The sequence below is a fragment of the Mojavia sp. genome (genome assembly GCF_059505145.1).
Genome location: NZ_JCACKA010000086.1, coordinates 5638 through 27722 on the forward strand (window position 1 = coordinate 5638; position 22085 = coordinate 27722).

13 protein-coding genes are annotated in these 22085 nt (G+C 45.3%); 2 read left to right on the forward strand and 11 right to left on the reverse strand.

What is annotated here, in order from left to right:
* From AC5JL8_RS25240 to fusA, 8 genes are all read right to left on the reverse strand, one after another.
* A partial coding sequence (locus AC5JL8_RS25240; protein ID WP_495882422.1) for a calcium-binding protein occupies positions 1 to 848 on the reverse strand: 848 nt, incomplete at its 3' end.
* Between the two features lie 704 nt (positions 849 to 1552).
* The gene (locus AC5JL8_RS25245) at positions 1553 to 2056 is read right to left on the reverse strand and encodes a transposase family protein (RefSeq protein ID WP_495882423.1); all 504 of its coding nucleotides are present in this window, start codon (positions 2054 to 2056) and stop codon (positions 1553 to 1555) included.
* Positions 2057 to 2560: 504 nt separating this feature from the next.
* Positions 2561 to 3436: a GNAT family N-acetyltransferase gene (locus AC5JL8_RS25250; protein ID WP_495882424.1), complete on the reverse strand. Its 876-nt coding sequence runs from the start codon at positions 3434 to 3436 to the stop codon at positions 2561 to 2563.
* A 98-nt stretch (positions 3437 to 3534) separates the two neighbouring features.
* Entirely contained in the window at positions 3535 to 4404 is an 870-nt protein-coding gene (locus tag AC5JL8_RS25255) for a GNAT family N-acetyltransferase (protein WP_495882425.1), read from the reverse strand.
* Between the two features lie 158 nt (positions 4405 to 4562).
* The gene (locus tag AC5JL8_RS25260) at positions 4563 to 9497 is read right to left on the reverse strand and encodes a PAS domain-containing protein (protein WP_495882426.1); all 4935 of its coding nucleotides are present in this window, start codon (positions 9495 to 9497) and stop codon (positions 4563 to 4565) included.
* A 318-nt stretch (positions 9498 to 9815) separates the two neighbouring features.
* Positions 9816 to 11840: a sensor histidine kinase gene (locus tag AC5JL8_RS25265; RefSeq protein WP_495882427.1), complete on the reverse strand. Its 2025-nt coding sequence runs from the start codon at positions 11838 to 11840 to the stop codon at positions 9816 to 9818.
* Positions 11827 to 12054, reverse strand: a complete 228-nt coding sequence (locus tag AC5JL8_RS25270; RefSeq protein ID WP_495882428.1) for a hypothetical protein — start codon at positions 12052 to 12054, stop codon at positions 11827 to 11829. Before AC5JL8_RS25270 ends, AC5JL8_RS25265 begins: the two co-directional genes overlap by 14 nt.
* A gap of 285 nt (positions 12055 to 12339) precedes the next feature.
* On the reverse strand, positions 12340 to 14355 hold the full coding sequence (gene fusA, locus AC5JL8_RS25275) for an elongation factor G (RefSeq protein ID WP_495882429.1): 2016 nt from the start codon (positions 14353 to 14355) through the stop codon (positions 12340 to 12342).
* A gap of 533 nt (positions 14356 to 14888) precedes the next feature.
* Here fusA and AC5JL8_RS25280 point away from each other — a divergent pair.
* Positions 14889 to 15179 (forward strand): macro domain-containing protein, encoded by a 291-nt coding sequence (locus AC5JL8_RS25280; protein WP_495882430.1) that lies wholly within the window; start codon positions 14889 to 14891, stop codon positions 15177 to 15179.
* Positions 15180 to 15686: 507 nt separating this feature from the next.
* Here the strand turns inward: AC5JL8_RS25280 and AC5JL8_RS25285 are convergent.
* From AC5JL8_RS25285 to AC5JL8_RS25295, 3 genes are all read right to left on the reverse strand, one after another.
* Positions 15687 to 18746, reverse strand: coding sequence for a hybrid sensor histidine kinase/response regulator (locus tag AC5JL8_RS25285; protein WP_495882431.1), 3060 nt, complete (start codon positions 18744 to 18746; stop codon positions 15687 to 15689).
* Positions 18747 to 19106: 360 nt separating this feature from the next.
* Positions 19107 to 19268: a hypothetical protein gene (locus tag AC5JL8_RS25290; RefSeq protein ID WP_495882432.1), complete on the reverse strand. Its 162-nt coding sequence runs from the start codon at positions 19266 to 19268 to the stop codon at positions 19107 to 19109.
* The gene (locus AC5JL8_RS25295; RefSeq protein WP_495882433.1) at positions 19265 to 20023 is read right to left on the reverse strand and encodes a hypothetical protein; all 759 of its coding nucleotides are present in this window, start codon (positions 20021 to 20023) and stop codon (positions 19265 to 19267) included. The genes AC5JL8_RS25290 and AC5JL8_RS25295 overlap by 4 nt, the downstream gene beginning before the upstream one ends.
* A 673-nt stretch (positions 20024 to 20696) precedes the next feature.
* Between AC5JL8_RS25295 and AC5JL8_RS25300 the strand changes: the two genes are divergently transcribed.
* Positions 20697 to 22058, forward strand: coding sequence for a hypothetical protein (locus AC5JL8_RS25300; RefSeq protein WP_495882434.1), 1362 nt, complete (start codon positions 20697 to 20699; stop codon positions 22056 to 22058).
* The last annotated feature ends 27 nt before the right edge of the window (positions 22059 to 22085 follow it).

The following is a 22085-nucleotide window of genomic DNA, read 5'->3' on the forward strand; positions in this document are numbered from 1 at the left end:
CCATTGAGAATGTCAGCACCAGCCCCACCATTGAGAATGTCAGCGCCAGCATCTCCATTGAGAATGTCAGCACCAGCCCCACCATTGAGAATGTCAGCGCCAGCATCTCCATTGAGAACATCGTTGCCAGCATCTCCATTGAGAATGTCAGCGCCAATTCCACCATTGAGAATGTCAGCGCCAGCCCCACCAATAAGACTGTCGTTGCCCTCATCACCAAAGCCAGTTAACGGTGTAGCTGTGCCGCTACCATCAAGCGTATCGTTTCCGGCACCGCCTGTAAAAGTAACCGCAGTTACGTCAGTCCCTGCTAGGCTGTCAATTTGGAGGCTATCATTGCCTCCAAGTCCATTGACCTCGAAACTTTCCACACCATTAACAGTCAGGGTGAATGGAACCAAGTTCAGCCGGTCGAATATGGCATTGCCGCCGTTCCCTTGTAAGCGGAATACGTCGCCCACTGCCGCGCCATTGACCTCAACCACGTCGCTGCCACCATTGCCATTCATGATGTCGCTGCCGTCACCGTTATTCCAAATTAGTCGGTCGTTGCCAGCCCCACCATTGAAAATGTCGTTCCCAGTATCTCCTACTAGGGTATCGCTGCCAATTCCACCATTAAGAATGTCGATGCCAGCCCCACCATTGAGAAGGTCATTCCCATTACCACCATTGAGAGTATCGTTGCCATCCCCACCATTGAGAGTATCGTTGCCACCCCCACCATTGAGAATATCATTCCCACCAAGACCATTTAAGACATCAGAAGCTGCATTACTAGTACCGATATCTGGGCCATTAGTTGGTACATTTGCGCCATTTAGACCTGGAATCCATGTTACTGCCATGATAGTTTCTCCTAATTGGCTATTTCTCAGAAAATATCGAGCTACTAGTACTTCATCTCTAGGAAGAGATGAAGTACTAGTATGTCAGCAACTTGTTATTTATAATTTTCTAATATTGCTCCTGAATTGCTGACTAACAATGTCTGCTTTGTTAATTCAAAAAGCAGTCCTCGCAAAAGTATATGAGTGCTTTATAGTGGGCTAAAAAACACTATCGGCGTCAATTTAAACTGAAAGCTAGACTTGATAAAGGTTTGAGAAATACCTCATTACCAGGTTATATTTAGCGGCAAGCTCTAAAAACTTTTCAGACTTAAATTGACACTATTGACAAAATACTAGATGTCTCAAACGAAGGTTTTCTAATTTCTAAATTTTGTCTTTCTTACACCCATAAATTTGTCTACTGGAAGATAGAAGACCTACTTGTAAGTCTATACAAGATGGCGGAAAATTCCCAATTCAAATTGTAAATTATTATGAAAATAATAATTTTACGTCAGTATTAGTTATGCTAAATTAATAATTAAAATTTTCTACAATTAAATTTCTAATTTTAAATTTATAAAACTTAGTAAACTTGTTGGCAGCAATTTTAATTGTTGTTTGAAAACTTGTTACTTTTTAGAACTGCCAATAACTACTATTTATCTGACTTATATTCGCATACAGGTCAGTAAGTTCTTGTTTTCTGGTTATTTAGCTCAACCTTGATACAAGGTTGTTTGACCTATTTCTAATCGTTGTAACTCAGATGGCTTTGAGCCTATCAAGTCTTGAGATGCGTCTTTTAACATTGTCTCAATCTCTTCTGGGCTGACATTGTTTCTTTGTGCTACATTCTTCACATCATTTTTTAAAATTTGATTGACAATATTTTTGGCAAATCGACAAGTATATGTTCTTCTTTTTTTGACAAAGTTAAATTCTTCACTGAATGGTTTATTACAGACACAACACTTGAATTGTCGGCGATTTATATCCAAATATACTGGTTGGCTCATTAATGGTAAGTCTTTCACCAGATATCTGTGATTTTGATGTATTTTCTGGCTGAGTTCTCCACATTGAGGACAGATAGATTTTTTCGATTCTGCTGTTAAATGCAATATTACTCCTACTCCCTCATGATGAATGTAACTTTCTACTTTCATTCCTTCCAGATTGAGTAGTTCTGTGAGAATTTTCGAGTGGGGTTTTGCTGTCATACTGCCCTCTCTGCTAATTTCTCTCATCTTGATAGGTTGAGCTAACAGTAATTTTATCTCGTTTGTCAATATATGTCAGCTTTTCAGCTTGATTGTAATAATGCTTTTTGCTTATTGAATGCAACATTTGCTATTTTATTGGCATAACAAGTACTATATAGCTTAAATAGCAAACAAGCCCAACTATAAAGCTATTAACTATTGTAAAACCAGATATAAAACCAGATAAATTCACACAGTATAATTCAATACTTTAAATTTAAAAACACTAACTATTATATCTATGATAATCTTAGAATTACTAGGTTAAATCGTTTCACATCACTCAGCATACTGCTTTTAAAAAAGCTCAAATTTTATACAGCTTTTACGTAACTCAGGGATATTTTCTGTCAATCTGTTCCGTGAGCATGATTAGTGAAAAATTCATAATTCTCTAAGCTGTGCATTGCTAGCCCTACGAAGTTTTCACAAATTAAGTTATTTCTTGTCAACGCTTGAGCCTCAACACCTTGCAGAACGTGGCAACATAAACTTCTGTTCCTCCGCTGCAAATTTACCGCGCACCATCAGCACCGCTTCATCAATGACGTAGGGAAGTGCTTGTACATTTTCGATATTGAGAAGCTCAGGACTAAAGTAAATTACTACCTCTTCAATGAGTTGAGGTATTCTTGCGAGGATGTTTTGCAAAGGGTATATCTGTGTTGCAACGATATCAAAAAGATGAAGTCGGGTATCTTCTATCTCCAAACAAGCGATCAAATCTAAATCTTGTGCATAATGCAAAGGGCGACTTCCCTCATTGACGCAGAACGCGGCTTTTTCGTTGACTACCCCAACTATATTAGAGACGGGAACGCGTGTTTCCAAAAGTCTGTGCAGCAATGTTAAATCTTGGGCATCTGCAAAATCCAGTGTTCTCAAACCATAAGTGCTACCTATGGAACCACACTTGACTTTGAAGATGTTTTCTTCAACTACGCGAAAGCCAAAAGGTTGGTAAAGCTCTGGTTGCGATGTCGTTAATACTAGTGTTTCATAAAGTTGGTCGCAATATTCCAGTACTTCGTTCATTACTTCACGGTAATAGCCTCTTCTGCGAAATTCGGGATGGGTAGATACTGCATGGATTCCTCCAACAGTCACTTTTTGCCCCATAATTTGCATAGGAATTTCTACTACTCCGACATGAGTAATGGCAATATCATCATGAAGGCGAATAAAGGGAGTCGAAGCAGCTTCCCAGGATGCACCTAGTTTTCTCGCACATTCTGCTGCACTGCTGATTCCAGGAAATGTGACTTCTAACAAGTCAAAAAGCTTATTACTTAAGCTAGGGTCAACAGAGAATGAATGTTTAAAGCGATACTGGCTCATAGTTCAAACTTAAAAGCTGCTAATAGTACAAACTTAGGAGTTATCCGAACCGTATTGCATATGAATGATATTTATCAATCTAGTAGTTTTAGAGTTGATTACTGAGGATCTTCAAATAACATTAAGCCAAACTCCTCTCCAGTAGCCTGAAAACCAATACCTTTATATGCTGCTTGTGCTGCCAAGTTTTCTCGATTTGTAAATAAGATAGCGCGTTCTACTCCTTGCGATCGCGCCTCTAGCAATGAGCCTGCTACTACGCTTTTAGCATAGCCTTTACCCCGCAATTGCGGAGGTGTCCACACTCCCCCAATCTGCACAATATCAGGTAGGCGAGCATTGAAGGCACTATAAGAAACAGGAGTATTTTTTACTACTAAGACCCAATGGCTAGCCTTAGCTTGATGGGACTCAAGTGTTTGGCGACAAGCTGGAAGCAACTCAGGAGTTTCTTGTTGTCTTAAGGCTTCCACATTATAGGCAACGCTCCACTTACTGAGCAAATCCAATTCATCTAGATGTGGCAATCGACATCGCACTTCCCCTGATGCTAAAGCTTTTGGTATCTGTAAGTTTTGCAGCGGCAAGGACAACAGTATTTCACGCTCATCTAAGTAAGTTGGTTCGTTAGCAAGCCCCAAGATTTTTTTTGTAGCTTCGACTTGTTTTGCTGGGCCAGCAATTCCAGAAATGCTTCTGCCAGACTGCGCCACAACTGCTTCCACCACGTCTGCAAGTTGCACTGGTGCTTGGACAATTACCATCCCGTTCCAATAGTGGGCGGCGACTGCCACTATCTTTTTATCTACGATCGCGGCTACATAAGTCCCTTGAAACCTGCTATCCTGGTCAAATAGCCCAGCTTCTCGCAAATTCGACCGTAAAAACATAGAAGTATCGGCGTGTTGTAAAAGAAAGGCTTCTAACAACACTTCATCTCCAGGTTGCAAAGTTTTCAAGGTAGGCACACAAAACTCCTAAATGTCCAACTCAGTTTGCCTAACGTATGAGACTTTTTCTACAGTAGTTGCTATGTTTATTTTTTTACCAACTTACAGGTCAGTTTAAGTGTGTTTGAATTTAGCATTGCCAAGGCTAGAACTATACAGGTATGTGGCGTTGTGTATTAAGGTTTCAAGGATTTGCCTCGCTTGATGGGATGAAGCAATTGGACAATAGCCTGCACTAACATCTCCGGATCAACAGGCTTGGAGATATGCATTTGAAATCCGGCAGCCAAGGCTTGTTGCTGGTTAATTTCTCCTGCATAAGCAGTAAGCGCAATCGCCTTCGGCATAGTTTCACTTACCGCCGCACACTTTCTAATTTGCCGAATCAAGGAATAGCCATCCATTTCAGGCATACCAATATCACACAGTAAAAGATCCGGGACAGACTGATTGAAGAAAGCTAATGCCTCTGCTGCTGAAGCGGCTGTGGTAACTTCTGCGCCAGATTGCGTCAGGATGAATTCTGCCAACTCCCGCATATCTGCATCATCATCTACAACCAATATTTGAATACCTGTTAAGGGAGCGCTGATTGCTGATTCCTCATTATTGAGTATTGCATTTTCAGTTCTAATTCTTTGTTGATCAATCCTATTTAACGGTAGCCGGACAGTGAATGTTGCTCCTAAATTTTGTCCTGGACTATCTGCCTCAACGATTCCTCCATGCAGTTGGGTTAAATGACGGACGATCGCCAGCCCCAATCCCAAGCCGCCAAATTTTCGCGTCCTTGTGCCATCTTCTTGCCGGAAGTATTCAAACACATAAGGTACAAATTCTGGGCTGATACCAATTCCTGTATCTTTGACTTGAATTTGAGCATATGTGCCAACCTGAGCCAGTTCCACCTCAACTCGTCCTCCAGATGGTGTGAACTTGACAGCGTTAGAGAGGAGATTCCAGACAACTTGTTGTAGGCGGTTGGTATCGCCGGAAACAGTGCCTGAAATTGAGTTGAGTGTGGTCTGGATTTGAATATTTTTGGCTTCTGCTGCTAATTGTACAGTTTCTTTGGCTGCTTCAATTGTGGCAGCTAAATCAACTGGGGCAACGTTTAAGGTCATTTTGCCTTGGAGAATGCGGGAAACATCTAATAAGTCTTCAATCAATTGTGCTTGCAACTTCGCATTGCGTTCAATCGTTTCTAAAGCTTGGTCAGCTTTTGTGGAATCTAGCCGCTTACTTCGTAGTATTTTTGTCCAGCCGAGAATTGGATTTAGGGGCGATCGCAATTCGTGGGAAAGTACAGCCAGAAATTCGTCTTTAATTCGGTTAGCGGCTTCTGCTTTGGCGCGATCGCTTTGAGCTACCCGATACAATTGAGCATTATCAATTGCTAAGGAAGCACGGTAAGCTAGTTCTTCTGCTAGTTGCAAATTCCTCTGGTCATATTTTTGCCCAGACTCAGCTGAAATAAAGGATATAACACCGAGAATCCGTGTTTGGGTTCGTAGTGGCACTGTCATTACAGATTTAAACCCAACAGAGCGCAAAATTTCTAAATGTTCTGCGTCACGGGCTGCTTGTACCAGCAACTCATCTGGAATATCCGCTAACAAATCTGATTGCCCAGTTCGCAATGTCAATGCAGCACCGCGAAGATCATCCCGGTTCAGAGGGTATTTGTCTCTAATTTGATTAGCCCATTCCAGTTTGGCAGGGTCGGAGTGAGCTACTGCAATCTGCTCAATCGCACCATCTTCTTCAACTATGTGGACTGTACACCAATCTGCCAACTCAGATACTGCCAGCTGTGCCACTCGCTCCAGGGTGATTTGATAATCAAGCGATGAGGCCAAAACTGCGCTCGCCTCTGCCAGAAAACGTTGGTTACGCTCTAACCTGACTTGCTCTGTCACGTCTAAGACATACACTAAAACATTTTTTACCTGCTGATTTGAGTTCGTTGTTGGCAGATAGTAAACGTTGTAGTAACCGGGAGAGCGATCGCTGCGTCCGGGAACTTTGACAGCAAATTTAGGTGAGATAAAAGGATTGCCTGTGGTGTAAATGTAGTCAAAAACTTCAACTAATTTGGGATCGGATTGACCAAACAGTTCGGGAATTGAATGCCCTAAGTGTTGTTCACGGGTGAGTCCGTTGATTTCGGCTAATGCTTCATTAATCGCAATAAATCGCTGCTCGGCATCTAACAGGGCAATGCCCACCGGAGAGGTTTCAAACATAGTTGCCAGTTGACGCTGTGCAGCTTCTGCTTGAGTCCGAGCAATGCGTTCACGCTCTAGCAATTGTTCCCGTTCTTGTTCAGCTTGCTTACGCTCTGTGATGTCAATGACAGCGCCGATTGAGTGTTTAGGATTTTCTTGAGAATCGTAAGTAAATTGTCCCCTTGTTTCTATCCAGTGAATCGAGCCATCCGGCCACCGCAGGCGATATTCGTGGTGATACTCCTTTTTTTCCAGCATAGCTTGCCGAAGTTTCGCCTTCGTTGGTGCTAAATCATCAGGATGCACTTGATTTGCCCAAACTTTATAGCTGGGTTCGCACTCATACGGTTGCAGACCTAAAATGGTGAAGTGTCCTTCTGACCAGATCATTTTGCCAGTCTGTGTATCCCAGTTCCACGTTCCCATACGTCCGACCTTGAGCGCAAATTGCAGGTAAGCCTCACTTTCTCGTAGTGCCTTTTCTGCCCGCGATCGCTCCACGACTAACCAAGTTTGTTCGGCAATTTGTTCCATCAGCCCCACTTCATTTTCTGTCCAGTGACGAGGAGAAACATGGTGCAACACAAATAGCGCCACAAACCGTCCCGCTTTCACCAAGGGAATACACAGAAGAGATTTCGTCTCAATTGCATCAAAGGCGGCTGTCCCAGATCCAGCAGTCCGAGGATCGGTATCGACATCATCCACGACTATTGTTTTGCCCTGCTTTAGTTCAGCAATAATTTCCGGGCCAAAGGAATTCATGTGGTGACTGCCAACCACACTGATTACACCATTACAATAGTCGCGATCGACAATTACGTATTCCTGCGTTGAATCAATTTCACCATAAGTACAGCGACTGACTTGGAACTGTTGCCCTGTGGCACGAACCACCTGCCACATAATTTCCTGCGGGTCTTGAATTGCCCGAATCGCGTCATTTAATTCGATCAGGAATTGCTGAATTTCTTCTTTCTGCTGGAGATGCTTGAGCAGTTGTTCAATTTGTTGCCGTGCCCGGACTTGGGCTGTCACTTCAATGTTATAAATTAACACGCCCTGAATGTTTCCCGACCCATCCCGCCAAGCTGTAAAGACGCAGTTGAAGAATGCCTCTTCCAACACACCATCACCGTTCCGATCCCAGTAGGTGGGCGACTCATCCCGAATGAACGTTTCTCCTGTGCGGTAAACTTGATCGAGTACATCAAAGTAAATTTGCCCCTCTAACTCCGGGAAAACGTCCCGAATCGGTTTGCCAATAATATCTGGAGTACGCCCAGCCACTTGCAGATAGGTAGGATTAGCAAATTCATACACAAGATCGGGGCCTGTAACAATTCCAATCATGGCAGGAAACTGCATCAGGATATCATACAGCCGCTGGCGTTCTGTTTCTGCTTCCAGCCTGGCAGCTTGTTCTCGTTCTAAAAGGCGATCGCTTTGCGTGCGAAGCATCTCGCGCTCGGTTATATTGTCAAATACCGCAACGGCTGCAACAATTTGCTCTTGGTGATCTAAAATTGGTGCTGAGTTCACACTAATGAAAATACGGCTACCGTCTTTCTTTTGTAGTTCGATTTCTTCGTTAGATACTACTTCACCTGTTAAGAGCGATCGCACCAGTGGATATTCGTTAACTGCGTAAATTTGTCCATCACAGCGAAAGGCTGTAAATGGAGTAATGGCTACATACTCCTCAAGCTCAAGCGACTGTTCATAACCGTACCCAACAATCTGTTTGGCTTGTTCATTGGTCAGAACCAGCTTACCAGAAGCGGCATCGGCAATCATCACGCCAGCAGGCATTTGTCGTAAAACCGCTTCAAACCGAGTGCGTTCTGTTTCTAACTCTTGCAGCAACCTCTCCCGCTCTGCCTCAGCTTGTTTGCGCTTTGTGATATCACGGAAATAGACTGCCACACCCTCAGCAGACGGATAAGCATTCACTTCTAACCAACGCTCGATCGGTTGTCCAAATTCTTCCCAGGAAACAGGGACTTGTTCAGCCAATGCCCGATGCAGTTCCTGGTATGCTATACTACCCACTTTATCGGGAAAAACCTCATACCAAACGTGTTTTCCAAGTAGCTCTTCTGGCTTTGTATGAAGAATTTCAGCCGCCGCATGATTCACATAGGTGTAGCGCCAATTGCGATCAAAGGCAACAAAGGCATCCGTAATGCTTTCCAGGATCATTGCCACCTTGCGCTCAGTTGCTTGGGCAGTTATGAGTTGGGTGCGCTGTTGTTGGGCAAGTCTAGTTTCGGTAATGTCACGGCTGATGACTACGACAGATATTGGCATTCCCTCAGCATTCAATTCGGGAACTAACCTAGCCTGATAGAACCGTACACCAAACGGGGTGGCAAATTCAAATTCAATCTCCTGTTCTTGAGCCGTTACAAATGCCTGACGTAAATGCTCTTCCCAAAACTGGTTAATTGGGTCTGACATAAATTCAGACATGGATTTACCCAGTAAAGCATCCCGTGAAAATCCCAAAGTTTGCTCGACAATTCGGTTAGCATATAGGTAACAAAGTTGCGAATCAAAGCGGGCGATTCCATCTGGAGCATTTTCCAGCAAAGTTTCTAATTCCTGTTTCTGATGCTGCAAGGTGGCGATCGCTTGCTGCTGCTCTATGATGCATTCTTGTAGCAAAGCGTTTTCACCATTCGCCCCATGAACATTGGAGAGATGTTGCTCACTTCCAAAGCTACGGGCAACGTGTTCAATCACTTCCGAACGGGAAATTCCTCGTTTTTGAGCTTCCTCATCGAGCGATCGCCACGCTGTACTGGTAAGAGATAAGCTAACTCGTTGTTTCCTTTCTGAGTCCCAATTACTAACAAACTTACCAGTGGTATCGCGCTTCATGAAGATTTATCCGTATGCATACACGGTCTCTTCTATTTAATCCGACTTACTCCTTAATCAGGATCTTCCTTAAGAGTGAGGTTATGGCTTTGGGGAAAGTTTGAATGAACTTGACACGGGGAAAAAACGAAAAATCGAAGGTTTTGGCGGGTGGAGTATGAGGGTGTAGGCGTTCAAAAGCCTTACACCCAGTCTCAAGGGATAAACTTGGTACGGTCAATCAGTGTTCCATCTGTTCGGCACAGTACCAGACCGACGGGACATTGTTCAATTAACTGACGGTTATATTCCTCAAGTTGGCTAGACATGGTTGTTTTCTTAGTGGTGTAAGTGGCTAGGTTGAGAACAACAGAACCAGGACAACAAGGTGGCGTAAAGCTTTAATGAAATTGGGTGGCGTTGAAATATGTAGTAAATTTGAGCAGGTGATGCAGCGTCAACTTCTGAATTTTGCTGCGAAAGTCGCCGGAGCAGTTGAGTATGTCGAATCAACAGCTCCGTAGGTTTGAGCATGGGAGTTGTTGATGGAATGAATCCGTCTGCATCAGGAGTAGGGGATGACTCGGTTGGGGAAATTGGCGGGGCGATCGCCTTTGGCACTGCGCGCAGCGCAATCGCCGTCTTCGGTGCAGAGGTGCAACTCTCGCCTTCAGCAGCTTCCATCACTGCACAATTCACCGGAATCTGAATCCAGAATTCTGTCCCTTCACCTGGCTGAGAACGACATTTGAGAATTCCCCGATGCCTTTCCACAACAATTTGGTGGCTGATTGCCATACCCAACCCGGTTCCCTTGCCAATATCTTTTGTGGTGAAGAAGGGATCGTAAATCCGACGGATTACCTCCTCCTTCATACCAGGGCCGTTGTCAGCAATGCGAATTACAACCCACTGGTCGTCAATAACTTCGGTGCGAATGGTAATAGTTGGGAGTGTTGTTTTTGATTTGTTTACCACTGGCCACTGACTACTAACTACTGACTCTTCTAGGGCATCAATAGCATTTGCCAGGATGTTCATAAAAACTTGATTCAACTGTCCGGGGTAGCATTCAATTAGGGGGAGTTCTGCATAATCTTTAACGATTTCAATTGCTGCATTGTGAACACCTGCTTTGAGACGATGCCGGAGAATCATCAGCGTCCCGTCAATGCCATCGTGGATGTTGACGGCTTTCATTTGGGCTGCATCATGGCGGGAGAAGTTTTTCAGGGATTGTACAATTTCCACAATGCGATCGCTACCCACCTTCATCGAATCCAGCAGTTTGGGCAAATCCTCCATGATAAATTCCAAATCGATATTGTCTAGCTCTGATTCCAGATCTGGCGGAGTAACAGGCAAGAATTTCTGATACTCTTGCAGCAGGTACAACAAGTCTTTGGCGTACTCGGCAACATACTTCAAATTGCCGCCAATGAAGTTTACTGGGTTGTTGATTTCGTGGGCAACTCCGGCAATCAGTTGCCCCAAACTCGACATTTTCTCGCTTTGGATTAACTGGGTTTGCGCTAGTTGCAAATCATGAAGGGCTTGCTGAAGCCTTTGTGTCTGGGCTTTTGCCTGGGCGGTTGCTTGAGTGCTTTGCTCGTAAAGTAAGGCTTTTTCAATGGCGATCGCTGTTTGTGAGGCAAAGATACTCACGAGTTTGAGGTGTTCGGCTTTGTAGGCGTAAGTTTTTTGCGTGCCAATGGCGATCGCTCCCAGTACCCGCTCCCTGGCTCTCAACGGTACACAAATCAGCGCACTCACGTTTTCCTGCCCCTCTAATCGAGGATCGGCTTGCACATCATTAATAAGTTCTGCCCGACCAGATTGCACAATATTGCCAATAATTCCCTTACCAGGTTCCGGCTGATTGTGGTCAAAAAACTGTCCAAATTCGGCAATGATTTCCAATGCAGTTGCATCCGAACTGAGGAGCAAAATCATCCCCGCAGACGAATCAATTAATTGACTCATTTCCTGTAGTACAAGTTGGGCAATCTGTCGCCTATCCAAACTTGTTGTGAGTTGCGTCGAGATATCCTCAAACAAATCAATTTCCTGGTATCGCTCCAGCAATTCTTTAGCTATTTCTTTCTTCTCAGCTTCTTGTTTTGCCAGAAGCGAGAGCAAAGTCGCCACTAAGGTTGCTTGTTCTTCCCCAACAACCCAACCAATGATTTCTCCTGACACCTCAATTGGATATCGGTTTTTTGAGGTTTGCTTTCCAATGCTCATCAGTTTTGTGCCATCTACCAGCTCAACATCAATCGCAATATTGAACTGGTTAACTAAATCCTGAAGCAGAGACAGCAACTCTTTTTTGTTCAAAATTTTTCTGAGGTTAACTGCGGACATGAAACACCTCATCTAAAGCGAGTTGGAAATTGACTGCATTCAAACCAAGCGAGTCATTATTTTCATGCGCCACCTTATAACCAATTGTCCGATAGAAAAGAGTTCGACTTTCAGGGTAAATCTCTTCGGTGATGTGATAGTCGGTAATCTCAACGGTTGCTTTAGCGTAGCTATCCGTTCGCCTAGCATCGCCGGGCAAGAGAGGAATTGCCATAAAAGTTTATCAATATTTACTAACAAGATTAGTTTTCCCAAAAAGATTAGCCGCTTAACGGTGAAGTTGAGCGGCGAGAAATAATGGGGACTGGGGATTGGGGGCTGGGAACTAGGGACTAGGTATTAGGGAAAAAGATTTTCATGCCTTCATTGTCGGCTTTTGCCCTTGGTTAGCAAGATATTTGAAGTTTCAAAGTAACTCTCTAATTCGTAAATTTTAATTCGTAATTCATAATTGCTTTTTCAATTACGAATTATGAACTACGAACTAGTAATTAAATGGCTACTTGGGTGAATCGGCTTGTCTGTAACAGGCAAATTCCATGGTGAAAGTTGCCATACCAGAAGTAAGCGATCGCAAGTCTGTAGAATAGCCAAACATTCGCGCTAGTGGTACTTCAGCCCGAATCACTGAATATCCTTGCATCGTCTCGGAACCCAAGAGCAAACCTCTACGGGATGAGAGGTCGCCTTGAACTCTACCCATGAATTCGTTAGGTGTTTCCACTTCTACAAGCATGATCGGTTCAAGGATGTAGGAATTGGCTTTGCGAATTGCCCCCTCAAGTGCTTGATGGGCTGCTGACCGGAATGCTAATTCTGAAGAGTCTACTGGGTGATAGGAACCCCCTTCCAAAACGACTTTCACCCCGGTGACAGGATAACCTTCTAGCTGTCCTGATTGCATCGCCTCGCGGAAACCCTTCTCACAGGCTGGGATATATTCTTTGGGAATTGCGCCCCCAACGACTCGGTTTTCAAAGACAAATGGCTCGTCTGTCGGTTCAATCCACCCGGTGACGTGGGCGTATTGGCCTGATCCGCCAGTTTGTTTCTTGAGTCGGTAGTCGAAGTGAGCTTTTTGCCCAATAGTTTCCCGATATGCTACGGCTGGTGTACCAACGTATACCTCAGCGTTATATTCGCGTTGAATGCGCTCTAGGTAAATTTCTAGATGAAGTTCTCCCATGCCAGAAATCAGAGTTGCCCCTGATTCAGGGTCAATGCTCAAGCGAAAAGTGGGATCTTCTTTTTGAAAGCGGTTGAGTGCTTTCGAGAGGCGATCGCTATCTTCTTGTTTTTTGGGTGTAATTGCCAGAGTAATTACTGGTTCTGGCACAAACATTTTCTCTAAGGATACCAGCGGCTCCCCACTACAAAATGTATCGCCAGAAGCACAATCAACACCCAACAGAGCGACAATATCCCCTGCTACGGCAACTTGCACCTCTTCTCGCTTGTTGGCGTGCATTCTCACCAACCGGCCAATTTGCACCCGTTTTCCAGTACGGGAGTTGTAAACGGTATCACCCGGTTTCAATGTCCCTGAGTAAATGCGGGTATAAGTTAATTGCCCAAAGGATTCGACAGTAAGTTTGAATGCCAAAGCCACTAAGGAAGCATCAGGATCGGGGTAGAGACTTATAGACTCTACGGTTTTGACTACTTCCCTATCTATAGGAGATGGGAGATACAGGGTAACTGCATCTAACAAGTTTTGTACTCCCTTGTTTTTAAATGCCGAACCCAGTAGCACTGGTGTGAGTTGTAGGCTCAAGGTAGCTTGGCGGATGGTCTGCCAAATCAGTTCAGGGGGAATCTCTCGTTCTGCTAGTAGCATTTCGGTCATTGGTTCCGAGAACAGCGACAAAGCATCTAGTAGCTTATCTCGTGCCTGTTGCGCCTGATCCATAAGTGCATCAGGAATTGGCTTTTTCACCCAGTTTTCTCCATTCTCACCCTCAAAGTAGTGAGCATTCATCTCTATGAGGTCTATCACCCCTTGGAATTGGTCTTCGCTACCAATGGGATATTGAAGCAGCAAGGGATTTAATTCCAAGCGATCGCGCATGGCTTGCACCACGGAAAATGGATTTGCTCCGGTGCGATCCATCTTGTTGATGAACGCTAAACGCGGTACGCGATAGCGCTTCATCTGACGATCTACTGTGATTGACTGGGACTGTACACCTGCTACAGCACACAGCACCATTACTGCCCCATCTAGTACCCGCAGGGCACGCTCTACTTCAATCGTAAAATCAACGTGTCCTGGTGTATCAATTAAGTTGATTTGATAATCGTGCCACTGACAGGTGGTAGCAGCCGAAGTGATGGTTATACCATGTAGTTTTTCCTCTGGCATAAAGTCCATCGTCGCACCCTTGCCGCCTCCCCGTACCTCCTCAATGGCGTGGATTCTGCCCGTGTAGAAGAGAATTCGCTCTGACAGCGTAGTTTTACCAGAGTCGATGTGAGCAGAAATACCAATATTACGGATGCGCGTTCGGGGAATCATAAAATTTCCTTTCGCTCAAGCAATAAACAGTCTTAGCTTTAGAGCGGTAACAAAATCATTATACTACATTTGTATTACAAATTCAGTTGATGTTTGTCCTTGCTGACATCTAATATCATCAGAACTTACGCACTCAGATCCCCCAACCCCCTTAGAAAGGGGCAGCCCTGCGCCCTTGCGGGTTAAGCGACTCCCTCAGTGGCGTGGCTTTAGACGTTCCCCCCTTTTTAAGGGGGGCTAGGGGGGATCGGGGTTTCAGGCTTGAGTGCGTAAGTCCTAATCATGTCCGGCAAATTACTTGTGATATGTCATTGCGTTCGCCCCTGGCGTTCCCGAAGGGTATGCAACGAAGTGGAATGTAGACACGAAGTGGCTTCCCGCAGGGTAGCAATCGCAAGGGTTTGGAGATTGCTTTACTTCGTACCCTTCTCCTGTCGGAGACGCTACGCGAACGGGAAGGCTTCGCCTACGCAATGAAAATTGTTCAACCGGACATGATATAAAATAAATATTCAAGCGGAGGAAATAAAAGCTTGAAACTGATATTGGTAGCTCCCAACCCTTTGCTGTGTGCAGCCTTTCAACAGAAGTTTAACTACTTGCCCAATGTAGAAATAGTTAATAACTATTTCGAGCGGTTGCCAAATTATGATTGTATGGTCAGCCCAGCAAACTCTTTCGGAATGATGGACGGTGGCATTGATGCTGCGATTATCCGTTTCTTTGGTGATTCTCTCATGAAGAGAGTACAGCAGCGCATCCTAGAAGATTATTTGGGTGAACAGCTGTACAGTGACTTTTTATTTGTCGCTGTGACAAAATAATGTCATTAAGAGTGTAAAGCTTGCAATCTCTAGCTTTACGCCTAGAATTAGCCCAAAGAATTTACAAGCCATATCAACAGCAACAATTGCAAACCTGAAGTGGGTAAGGCTTAAATTCATGACATGAATTTGTCTTAATGCCATTTAATTTGTCACTGTACACCAGGGCCATAAAAAGGCTAGCAATCGACAAAGCATCACTGTATCAAACAATAGAACACCGCTGCCGCAGCATAAATATATTGCGATTTCAGTAATTTCACTCCGACAAAACAAATTTTACGCTACACTCCGTAAAAGCGCATACTTAGGCTGTAAAAATTCCACAGTGTTTCAGTAGCAAAACTTCAAGAGGGGATGAGGCAGTGGTAAAAATCAAGCTCCTTTAGCAACAATGGTTATCTCATGACCAGCAGAAGCGAGAAAGCTGGGGATATTAGACTTGTCCAAAATATTAACTTAAGAAAAATTACTGCTGACAAAGCTAGATCTAGCGTCGTCATCAAGTCAGTTCTGCTGTAGCACATTTATAACTGCCTTGACCAACATTTCTGGTTCCACAGGTTTTGTGATGTGAGCTTGGAATCCTGACTGGAGTGCCTTTTGTCGCTCAAAATCCATAGCATAAGCAGTCAAGGCGATCGCTCTTATCTTTCCGCCGCGATGAGGTGGAAGACAGCGAATTTGCTCTATTAGCATATAACCGTCCATCTGGGCCATGCCGACATCACTGACTAGCACATCGGGAGTAGACTGTTCGAGTGCTTGCAATGCTTCAAAGCCAGAAGCAACAGCCCTCACCCTTGCTCCACTCTGGCTTAACACAAAAGCTTGAAACTCACGGGTATCTGGTTCATCATCTACCAGCAGAATTTGAATGCCTGCTAGCGGCAATCCTGCATCTGCTTGAGTTTGGATAGGTTGAGGTGCAATGGGTGATGTCTGTTGCATCGTCGGCAATTGTACAATAAACGTTGCGCCTTGCCCTACACCGTGGCTATCTGCCTGCACTGTTCCCCCGTGCATCTGGACAATTTGCCGCGCAATCGCCAGTCCTAATCCCAAGCCGCCAAATTTGCGCGTAGTTGAACCATCTTCTTGCCGAAAATACTCAAATACATGCGGCAAAAACTGCGGATTGATGCCTTTGCCTGTGTCAATGACTCGAATTTGTGCCAGTCCGTCAAGTTGCCGCAGTTCAACACTCACTTGTCCTTTATGGGGCGTGAATTTGACGGCATTGGTCAGCAAGTTCCAGACAACCTGCTGCAAACGAGCGGCATCTCCAGAAACCGGAGCAATCGCTGGATGAAAATCCAGCACGATCCCAATATTTTTTGCCTCTGCCGCCAATCGCACCGTTTCTACAGCAGCAGAAATCACAAACGTCAAACTGACAGGAGCTACGGTTAAAGATAGTTTGCCTCGCATAATGCGGGAGATGTCGAGCAGGTCTTCGATCAACTGCGTCTGTAGTTTAGCGTTACGTTCAATAGTTGCCAGGGCTTCTCGTTGACGGGCAGCATCGAGTTTGCCGTTCTGTAACAACCGAGTCCAACCCAGGATGGGATTGAGGGGCGAACGCAACTCATGGGACAGCACTGCCAAAAACTCATCTTTGATCCGATTGGCGTTCTCGGCGGCTTCTCGTGCGGTTTGTTCTCGCTGTAAGAGTTGTTCTCGTTGGGCCTGGGCGCGTCTGAACTCTTCAATGTCTGTGCTAGTGCCAAACCACTGCACAATTTGTCCCTGTTCGTCACGAATGGCGATCGCGCGGGAGAGAAACCAACGATAGGTATGATCAACTTGGTGTTTCAAACGCAATTCAGCTTCATAGGGTGTTCCTGTGGCCAGCGCAGTACTCCACAGTTGACTCGCGATCTCAAAGTCATCGGGGTGAATGGCTCCAGTCGCATAGTGAATGTCTTGAGTCTGCTCCAGTGTCAGCCCGGTGTAAGTTGTCCATTGCTGATTTACGTATTGCGTGTTGCCTTGAGCATCGGTAATCCAAACCTGTTGCGGCATTGCGTCCGCTAGTTGGCGAAATTGCGCTGACCGTTGCACAATTGTGGCTTCTGCTTGTTTACGAGCAGTGATGTCGGCATTTACACCAACGAATCGCAACGGTTCACCGTCGGCGGCAAATTCAAACTGTCCGTTGACTTCGAGCCAGCGTATTGTTCCGTCTTTGCGACAAATACGGTAACTCGTTTGGCGCAAACTGCCCGTTTGCATCGCTTGTGTAAATTTGGCTCTAAAGGCTTCAGCATCGTCTGGATGCAGGTAGCTGTTGAAAAACTCTTGAGCCGAAACTGAACCATCGGCGGGCGTGAGTCCGAACATTTCGTACAGTCGATCATTCTCCCAAATTGTGACATCCTCTGGTACTTTCCACTCGAATATTCCTAATTGTGCTGCTTGTGTCGCAATAGTCAGTCGTTGTTCACGCTCACGCAGGGCTTGTTCTGCCTGCTTGCGCTCGTGGATATCGATTGATGCGCCGAACCAGTGAACAATCTCACCCGTTTGCAGATCTCGATAAGGCTCGGCGCAAACCAAAAACCAGCGATAGGTTCCCGCCGCCGAACGAATCCGGTGTTCGACCGAGAAAATGCTGCCAGTGCGCCGCGCTTCGTTAAACGCCGCCATTGTACGCTCACTATCTTCCGGGTGAACGAAGTTAGCACTCACCTGGGCTGCCGTTGTCGGTTCGTAAGCGACTCCGGTGTAGTCGCTCCATTGCTTGTTGAAGAACTCAACGCGCCCCTCGGCATCTGTAATCCAAACAATTTGTGGAACAGCATCTGCCATCAATCGGAAGCGTTGCTCACTTTCACGTAAGGCAACTTCGGCACGGGCGAGTTCCACCGCGGCCCAAGTTCGTTCTGCGGTTTCTTCAACCAGTTTGATCTCGGTTTGCGTCCACTGACGTGGCGTGGATTGGTGAACGGCAAGCAGGGCAACGAATTGATTGTTTTTAATTAGCGGTACGTCAATGTGTGCCGCAATGTCGATCTCGCGGTAACTCGCCTTCTGAGCATCCGTATATTGCGGATTATTGGGAATGTTAGTGACAACCTGGGTAAGTCCAGCCTGATGATCAATGGTTAGGTTGCGTCGGTAGTCCTCCAAACGGTATCGTCCGCTCAATTGAGCTACACCATTCGTGTAGTTTACATGAACGATGACTTCTTCACCACTCGGCACCACTTCAGTGTAAATGACCCGGTTTGCTCCCAAAGACTCACCCAAAATGCGAGCGGCGAGCGCTTGGATCTCTGAAGCATCGGTGAGCGGGCGAAGCGCGTCCGCCAGTTTGACTCGGAACGCATTGAGTTGATTGGCTTGCTGTAAGGCTTCTGCGGCAGAGTTATTCTGTAGCATATCAGAGTCTAGCTGCGCCTTTTCGGGTGGCTTGGCTCGATCCAGTTGGGTCAGTATAATCTGCATTGCCGTTTTCAGGTCGTCTGACCATGTTTCCACAGCCCCTAATGAGGTTTGTGACCAATCGTGCGAGCGCAACAACGCCCCCAATTCGCCGCCCCCAACAAACAAATTCTCTGCCATTACCCCCAATTCCTCTGCCCTGTGCGATCTCCCTTCTCAAAGCAATAGTAAGCGATCGCATCCCTAGTGGTACACCACAGAAACTTTGCGTAGTGGTGAGCAGAGGAGCAGAGAGATTTTCTTTCCCCTCTGCACCGAATGGCACGCTTGAAAAGCACTTGAGGCTAGGGGAGCAAAGAAGAAAACTTGTATATATAAATATTAAAATAGCCTTGAATTCACTTATTTCTTTGTCTCCCCCAGCACAAGAGCGCTCCCCCCGCTCAAGAACAGCTTGCCTCAACAAATAACGCGCGCAAGCGTGCCATTCACCCCTGCACCCTTGCTGTCTCCACCCAACAATTTTGGGTTGGCAGAGTACTAGATAGTGCTGAATAGATCGTGTTCGAGAGTTACGCCAGCCTGGATTTCAGCCTTAACGACCAAAATTTTTCCGTTGCTAAAACTAAGCCACTTCGTAGAAAGCATTCGGAGTTGTTGCATCAACCCGACGCGATCGCTTCCCTTCGCCCCAAAACTCACACCATCCACTGCACCCAATCGGGAGCAGCCGCAACCAACTGGCCAAATTTAAGAGGCTCAACCTCATCAAACTCCAACATCACTCCCCATCTTTCGTCACTCGTCAGCGTACTGAGGAATTCTTTAACCGATTCCACACCATACTCCACCCTTTGAATCACTAACCCAGCATAATATTTAACCCTTCCCCACCACGAATCACTTCCGCTCTCATCGCCGTCCATACCCCCCCGATTATTACTTCCATCTTCATTAATGGGGGGGTTGGACGGAGGGGTGATACCATAAATAGTCTGCATTCTAGCCGCATAAGCCGCCTGATGTTCTTGTTTTTCCTGACGCCTCCTTTGTTTCTCCTCTCGCTGCCGTTGACGATACTCCAAAACCCGCTTTGCAAAAGCAACATCATCGGGATTGAGCCGATAGTACCGAACCCGTTGTCCATTCTCAACAGGACGACGAGACTGGGTAGACAAACCAAGTTGCAAAAGATACTGGCTTAAAATCCACACTGGGGTTTCATCAAGCGGTATAGTCATATTCAGAATACCCTTGATATGCGGCACATTCCGCTTGGAAAAATCAGCCAATGCTTCAATGATCGCCTCATCCCCTTTAATCTCAACCCCATCCATTAAATCCGTCAACACCGCCCTCAACCTCAGCCGATGACGTATAAGCCAGGATGTAGAATGATTGCCCCAGTCTGTACATATAGGCAGGCGATCGCGTTCCGACTTATCCCGTTCCGTCACCACATCCGGCGGCGTAACAAATTCTCGTCCATACTCCGAGGTGATAGCTTTCCCGGGGAAGCTATATCTATTCTTTAACTAATAAATATTAACAAATGCTGAAGTCAAAGCTTCGTCAGGGTACAACAAATATTTTCATGAAAAGCTGAGAATTGCTCAAGTTAAATAAGTAGAATAAATCTAGTGCATACAGCTAACATCAGTTGAAAGTAAAGTTTTTTACTTTTATAGCTTTATTCCCATCAAGCACAAAAATAACTGTTGAAGTTGAGCAAAACAATTTCAAGAGCGCAGTGATAGTTCTTCTGTCAACGTAGTCTACGCGTAGCTTGCTTAGACATAGGAGTACATCGCTAAGGCTGCTCCCGCTCGCAATTCACAATTAAATACACTTCCATCCACTTGAATAGTTGGATAATTTGTGGATTTCAAGCCGTCACTAATCTTTGAGTCAGTAGTCTTCAATGGGTGGCGAGTTCAAGCTCCCTAGAATTGTAACTGCAAATTGTTTTGACGCTAGCAGATAACAAAATTTTGAATGAAGTAAAAAAGTCTATGAGTCAAATTTCTTCATTTGGTAAACCTGTATTTCATCAAAGTGGAATAGGTGTAGCTGATATTTTGAAACTTTTGCTCAAGCTTTACACAACATTAAATATAAGGATGAATTCGTATGAGTAAACTGATAGTTCCTCCTAATATTATCGGTACAAATCAGTCCGACCTTGTTCAGGGAGTTGATAAGGGTGGTATACCTAGCATCGGTATTGAAGTTTTAATTAATGGCATTATTGATACTCGTTTAGGAAACGACACGATCACTGGTGAAGGTCAGGGGTTTTATTCTAGTGCAATTGGTATCTCTAATGACGGCACTATAAAGACTGGTTTAGGAAATGATACGATCGCAGGCACAGGTGAAGGCGCTAGTTTCCCTAAATACATCTATCCAGGAATCGGCATCTTCAACAGTACTACAGGTATTATTAGTGCTGGGTTAGGAAATGATACGATTACAGGCACAGGTGAGGGCGGTAGCGATAACGATGACAGTAAAGGTATAGGTATCTCAAATCAAGGCAAGATTAGTACAGATGCAGGCAACGATAATATCAAAGGCATCGGTACAGGAGGGATGTATTCAGGAGATGGGATTGGGATCTTAAGCAGTGGTAGTGTTGATGGTGGTACGGGAAATGACTCACTCATCGGCACTGGTAGTGGTAATACTATTGTCTATGGTGGCGTAGGTGGTCAGGGAATCGGCATCTCTAATACAGGCAAGATTAATGGGAATGCAGGGAAAGACGATATTATTGGGACTGGAACAGGCGGTGATGGCCCTGGGAACGGCGGCAAAGGAATCGGTATCCAAAACACTGGCAGTATCAGTGGTGGTTCAGAAGATGATTTAATTACTGGTATTGGCAAAGGAAGCAACAGCGGCGGCATCGGTGGCGATGGTATAGGTATTGCTAACACCTCCGACCTGGGTGGTGGCGATGGAAGCGATGTCTTGACGGGAATCGGTATTGGTGGAAAAGGGGGTTATGGGGCAAACGGGCATGGAGTCGGCATCTCCAATACTGCCGGGCGCATCAGTGCAGGTAACGGCAATGACCAAATTCTTGGCTACGGCACAAGCGTGGGAATCGAGGGCAATGGTGTCAATGTCGTTGGCATTGATGGTGGAGTTGGTGATGATTTGTTCAAAGCAAGGAAAATCAGCGGTTTAGACGCTAAAAACAATCCCATCGAAAGTGCCAATCAAAATGGATCTGTTTCCAGTATCTTCATCAGTGGAGGCAAAGGAAAGGATATCTTTGACGTTGGATTCGGAACTGCCAAGTTGAGTGGTGGTCAAGACTACGATACTTTAATCCTTCCGATTCTCGCTAAAGGTACTTACACGATTGGAAAACCTGATGTCAATGGCTGGTTGCAGATTACGAATACTGCGAGTGTGAATGTCTTATCAGTTAGCAGCATTGAACATATCTTATCTGGTGGAGTTACTCTTTTGAACGTCAGTTAGATGAGTTGAAACAGGCACAACAAAGCG